The organism is Atribacterota bacterium (genome assembly GCA_028703475.1).
Taxonomy (GTDB): Bacteria; Atribacterota; Phoenicimicrobiia; order Phoenicimicrobiales; family Stramentimicrobiaceae; genus JAQVMU01.
This window is the reverse complement of the sequence record JAQVMU010000013.1, coordinates 23,776-29,775: the sequence shown is the minus strand read 5'-3', so window position 1 is coordinate 29,775 and position 6,000 is coordinate 23,776. Positions and strand designations below refer to the sequence as shown.

Genomic DNA, 6,000 nt, shown 5'->3' with positions numbered 1-6,000 from the left:
TATCCCAGGGTATGCGTAAACCGGTAAATGACTTATCCAGAGGGTGTACTCCTTCCGAAATAGCAGATGTTGTTGCAGTAACAGCTCTACAGGCAAAAGGTATTTAAAGAAATATAATATTAATAAATTAATATTTGCAAATATTAAAAATATTTTATATAATTTGTTGTTGTGATGTAATAATTTTACAATAATAAAGGATACAAATTAAATAAGGAGGAATAAATTGGCTTGCCCGAAAAGGAAAACATCCAAATCAAGAAAAAATAAACGCAGAAGTCATCTTGCACAAAAATCAATTAATTTAATTGAGTGCCCTAGATGCCATGAATTTAAACTCCCTCATCATGTTTGTCCATCTTGTGGTTACTATAACGGAGAAAAAATTATACAAGATATTGAGAAAAGCACAGCAGAAACAAAATCATAATAATATTGTTAAATTATTTTATTAATTGTTAAATGAATTTAACATGACCCGATTTTTTATAGAGTGTTACAGCTACTAAGGTGTAGCACTCTATAATTTTGTTATGTCTTAATATTGCATTAATATATCTTTAAAGAAAAAAATATATCTTTAAAGAAAAATCATTTTTTATAAAAAATATTAAACAATAAATATTAGATAAAATATTTGCTGGTATTTGCTTGATTATATTTATGTTATTGTATATACTACCAGTAAATAGTAATAACAACTTTTAATAGGTGCTCTTATAGAAAATGTCAAAAAATTTTTCAAAAGTAAAGCGACAAGAAAAAATAAAGGAAAAAGTTACAGAAAATCCATTTCTATCAGATGAACAATTATCAAAATTATTTAAAGTGAGCATTCAAACTATTAGATTAGATAGGTTAGAAATGGGAATACCAGAAATGCGAAAAAGAGTAATTATGCTCGCCCAAAAAGCCTCATCAAAAGTAAAGGCTTTAAACAAAAAAGATATAATAGGGGATTTGATTGATATTGAATTAGGCAAAAGTGGAATAGCCACAATGCATACCAGCAAAGATATGGCCTTCGGTAATAGCAAGTTAGTTAGGAGCCACTACATTTTTTCTCTGGCAGATTCTTTAGCTATGGCTATTATTGATGCAGATGTTGTGTTAACCGGAATTGCCAGACTAAGATATAAAAATCCGGTATATATAGGTCAGCTTTTAGTTGCCAAGGCAAAAATTGCAACAAAAAAAAGTAATAAATATCTTGTATCTATACATATAAGATGTGATAATACAGAAGTATTCACTGCAAAACTTATAATGGTTTCAATGGATAAAGATTTAAAAAAACCTTCTTTTAATATGTTAAATTATAGAAATAAGGAGTAATCAAAATGGAAACATTGGAAAAAGTAAAAAAGATAATTGTTGACCAACTTGGTGTTGAGGAGGATAAAATAGGCGAGGATTCCTCATTTATAGATGATTTAGGTGCTGATTCTCTGGATATTGTTGAGTTGATTATGGCATTTGAAGAAGAATTTGATATAGAAATTTCTGATGAGGATGCTGAAAAAATTAAATCAGTTGGTGATGTAATCAGATATTTGGAAGATAAAGAGTAATAAAAGATTTAATAGTAGGATTTTAGATGAGATAGAAGAAGTATACATAATAGGGAGCATGTAAGATAGTTTTGGAAAAAATTGAAGAAATATTAGGTTACAACTTTAAAAACCCTGAGCTACTTAAAAATGCACTTACACATACTTCATATTTTAAACAAATAGAAAAAAATAAAATTAATGATTTTCAAAGATTGGAGTTTCTTGGAGATTCAGTAATTAATTTGATTCTTAGTGAATATTTATTTAATAAATTTCCTTTTTTCTCAGAAGGCAAGTTATCTATATTAAAATCAAAGATTATTAGTCAGACTTTTTTAGTGAAAATGGCTTACCTTATAGAATTAGATAAAAATATTCTTACCGGGAAGAGTGTTGATTTAAAGAGAGGAAGAGGGAAATTTTCTATTTTAGCTGATTGTTTGGAGGCATGTTTTGGGGCTTTATATTTAGACGGAGGATTAAAGCCCTGTAAAACACTAATTGATAGTGTGATAAAAAATAAAGAAATAGAAAATATTTTAGAAATAGATAATGTAAAAGATTATAAAACAATATTGCAGGAAATAACACAAAAAAAGTTCGATTGCCTGCCACAGTATAAAATAATTAACGATGAAGGACTTGACCATAAAAAAACATTCTATGCAGTAGTTTTTATAAAAAATAAACTTTATGGAAAAGGTTCAGGGATAAGTAAAAAGGAAGCGGAACAAAATGCCGCTTATCAGGCTATAAATCAAATATAGAATCTTTAAGAAAGGGATTTTATTGTATTTAAAAGAGATTGATATCAAGGGATTTAAATCATTTGCAAATAAAATAAAATTAAATATAACTCCTGGTATAACTGTCATAGTAGGCCCAAATGGATGTGGTAAGAGCAATATTATAGATGCAGTAAGATGGATACTGGGTGAGCAGAATATACGATCACTGAGAGGCAATAATTTAACTGATATGATTTTTGCTGGAAGCAGTCAACAAAAAATGCGTAACCTTGCCGAAGTATCTATACTGTTTGACAATTCAGATAAAAAGCTATCAATTGACTCTGAAGAAGTTGAATTAAAAAGGATTATTTATCGCTCAGGTGATACTGATAATTACATTAATGGAATGCCTTGCAAGCTGAAGGATATACACGAGATATTTTCAGGGACAGGAGTGGGGAGGAATTCATACTCTATTATAGCCCAAGGGAAAGTTGAATTTATATTAAATGCCAAACCTTCGGAAAGAAGAATATTATTTGAAGAAGCATCAAATATTTCTAATTACAAAACAAAAAAAGACAATGTTTTAAAAAAATTAGAGAAAGTTAAAAGTAACTTAGTAAGGATAGATGATATTATTTCAGAAGTTAAAGAAAGTCTTCAACATTACAAAGAAAAGACAGATAATCTAAATTCTTATCATTATTATCGAGATAATATAAAGAAGTTAGAATATTATCTTTTAAGCCAACAATATATTCTATATTACAAAAATACTAAAAAGCATGAAAATAATTTTCACCTGCTGAACAAGGAAATAGAGAAATTCAGTAATCACACAAAACAATTTAAAGATGAAATCAAATTAGTAGAAAAAGAAAAAATGAATATTGAGAATGAGTTAATTAATTGTGAAAATTGTCTGGAAAATTTAGATAAAGAAAAAGTTAACATTAATAATAGACTAATATTAATAAAACAAAAAATTAATGATTTAGACCAAAGGACTGATAGCACTGAGAAAGAAATTCAGAATACAAAAAATCAATTCAATAAATTCACAAAAAACATATCAGATATAGAGGCTGATTTGCAGGAATCAGAAAAACAATATCAATTAATTATGGAAAATTGTAAAAACGATAATTTATATTTAGAAAAGTATAAGGAAAAATATAAATACTACAGCAATCTATTACAAAGTACCGAGAGTTCCTACCAAAAATTTAGTGATGAGCATGTAAAAAAATATAGGGAAGAAATAATTAAAAATGAAACAGTTTTAAGCTCAGTTGAATCAAGTATTTTGGCCATAAAAAAAGAAACTAAGAACTTGCGTGATGAATTTAATAGAAATGAAAAAATATTTGTCGAAAAAGAAAAAATTATCACAAATATAAAAATTAATATTGCCCAATTGAATGATAAAAAGAAAAAGATTGAGGATGAATTAGATAAAAACAATATAGCTGTTACTGATAATTTTAAAACTATAAAGGAATTTGACAATGATATAATTCTAAAAAGAAAAGAAAAGGAATTTCTGGAAGAGTTAATTAAAAACAACCCAAATAAGATAAAAAAAATAGACGAAGAATTATTTATTAAAAATGGTTTTCAGAATATAGAATTATTTAAAGATATTAACAATATTATACGACATGTACCAGACAACTTAAATAAAATTATCAAGATATTGTTAAAAAATAATCTTCAATTTCTAAAGATAAATGATGGTACAAGAATTCAAGATTTAAATAAGTTTATAAAGGAAAATAATCTAGGGCAGATTAGATTATTTTCTAATAATATTAGCAAAAACAATATTGATAAAAAGTTAGCAAAAACAATATTTTTAGAAAATCAAAAAAATAATTTAAATATAATTGGATTTGCTAACACACTTATAACGTATAAAGATGAATATAATTCTTTATTTGAGTGTCTCTTAGGTCATGTTCTCATTGTTAAAAATACCACAAGTGCGCTCGATATATTTAGAAAAATTACAGAGCAATGGACAATAGTTGATTTAGATGGCGTAATGATAGATTTAAACGGAACTATAACTTTAAACATTTTTTCCAATGATGATATTACTGATAAGAATCTTTTACCCGAGGAGAAAGTTATTCAATTAAAAAAAGATATTCAGGAAATCTATATTAAAAAGAATAAAAATGAAAACAACTTAAGCAGGATAAAAAATAAAATTAATCAATTAAAATATCAAGAAAAAAACATTGAAATAGAACTAAAAGAATTAGAAACAAAGATGAGCAGGGAAAGTGACAATATTGTTGAAATTTACAAGAAAAAAGACAGGATTGAAAATCAATCAGGGTCATTGGCTTTAAAGATTGAAGAAGAAGAAAATAAAAAGTTGCTATTGAGCAATAAACTGAAAATATTTAAGGAAAAAATAGGCAAAATAGAAGAGTATCTGGAATCTTTTCAGTTTTTTCACCATTGTATACAAAAATTGAACAATATATGCAATAAAGACATTGAAAAATTGAAAAAAAATATTGAAAATAACAAAATGAAAATCAATTGGAATTCAGAGAGAAAAGGAATATTAGAAAAACGTAAAATAGAAATGGATAATTTCATACAAACTTATAATAGTGAAGAAAAGGAAAAGCAAGAAAGAATCAGATATTATAATAATGAGAAAAAAATATTAATAGAACAAGAATCTGTATTAGAAAAAAAATTAAAAGAAGTTGTTAGCCAAGTACAAATAATGAATGAAAAAAAATTAACTTATAGGGAAGACAATAAAAAACAGGATAATATTTTAAGAAATGCACGTGAAAAAATTGAAAATAATCAGGACTTAATTGAAGAGAAAAAGAATAAATTACATGAATATGAAATGAACAAGGTGCAAAACCAGGAAAAGATAAATAACCTACTAAATACAATAAATAAACAATATAATTCTTCAATTGATGAAATATTAGATTGTAAAAATGAGGCAAGCAGCCAAAAAGAGGCTATTAATAAAATAACTGACTATAAAGAGAAAATTTCTGCGATGGGACAAATAAATTTTGATGCAATGCAGGAGTATCAAAAACATGCTGATAGATATAATGAACTTAAATTAAAAAGGGAAGAAATTATAAAATCAAAAGGAAGATTGGTTGACCTTATAAATGAAATCGATCGTGTGGCTGAAGAAAATTTTTACGGAACATTTTTGAAGGTGGAAAGTAGTTTTAAGGACATTTTTAATAGATTATTTAGGGGTGGACAGGCATCATTGAAGCTAACCAATGAAAGTAATATATTAGAGACAGGGATTGAATTAATGGTTCAACCTCCCGGGAAAAAATTACAAAACATTTCGCTATTATCCACAGGAGAAAAATCTTTAACAGCGATAGCACTATTGTTTGCATTATGGAAAGCAAACCCCAGTCCTTTTTGTTTTTTTGATGAAATTGACTCAGCATTGGATGAGTCAAATGCAGCAAGGTTGGCAACATTCTTTAAGAATGAAGATTTTAAAGATGCTCAAATAATCATAATTACCCATCAAAGAGGATTAATGGAAACAGCGGATGCTCTTTATGGCATTACTATGGAAGATTCGGGCATTTCAAAATTAATGTCTGTAAAAATATTAGACTCGGAGGATAGCAAAAATTAATAATATATTTTCTTCATTAAAAAAAGGATTAAAAAAATCAAGAAATAGTATAATC

At 26.6% G+C, this 6,000-nt stretch carries 6 protein-coding genes; all 6 read left to right on the top strand.

From position 1 onward, the window contains the following. Window positions 1–11: 11 nt before the first annotated feature. Window positions 12–107: a phosphate acyltransferase gene (locus PHQ99_02960; GenBank protein ID MDD4288537.1), complete on the top strand. Its 96-nt coding sequence runs from the start codon at window positions 12–14 to the stop codon at window positions 105–107. A 119-nt stretch (window positions 108–226) separates the two neighbouring features. Further along, complete coding sequence (rpmF, locus tag PHQ99_02955; protein MDD4288536.1) at window positions 227–430, top strand: 50S ribosomal protein L32; 204 nt, start codon at window positions 227–229, stop codon at window positions 428–430. Between the two features lie 296 nt (window positions 431–726). Further along, window positions 727–1,335, top strand: coding sequence for a transcription factor FapR (gene fapR / locus PHQ99_02950; GenBank protein ID MDD4288535.1), 609 nt, complete (start codon window positions 727–729; stop codon window positions 1,333–1,335). A 5-nt stretch (window positions 1,336–1,340) separates the two neighbouring features. Next, window positions 1,341–1,571, top strand: a complete 231-nt coding sequence (locus tag PHQ99_02945; GenBank protein MDD4288534.1) for an acyl carrier protein — start codon at window positions 1,341–1,343, stop codon at window positions 1,569–1,571. A gap of 71 nt (window positions 1,572–1,642) precedes the next feature. Continuing rightward, window positions 1,643–2,320: a ribonuclease III gene (gene rnc, locus PHQ99_02940; protein MDD4288533.1), complete on the top strand. Its 678-nt coding sequence runs from the start codon at window positions 1,643–1,645 to the stop codon at window positions 2,318–2,320. Window positions 2,321–2,342: 22 nt separating this feature from the next. Further along, entirely contained in the window at window positions 2,343–5,945 is a 3,603-nt protein-coding gene (smc, locus tag PHQ99_02935; GenBank protein ID MDD4288532.1) for a chromosome segregation protein SMC, read from the top strand. Window positions 5,946–6,000 lie beyond the last annotated feature (55 nt).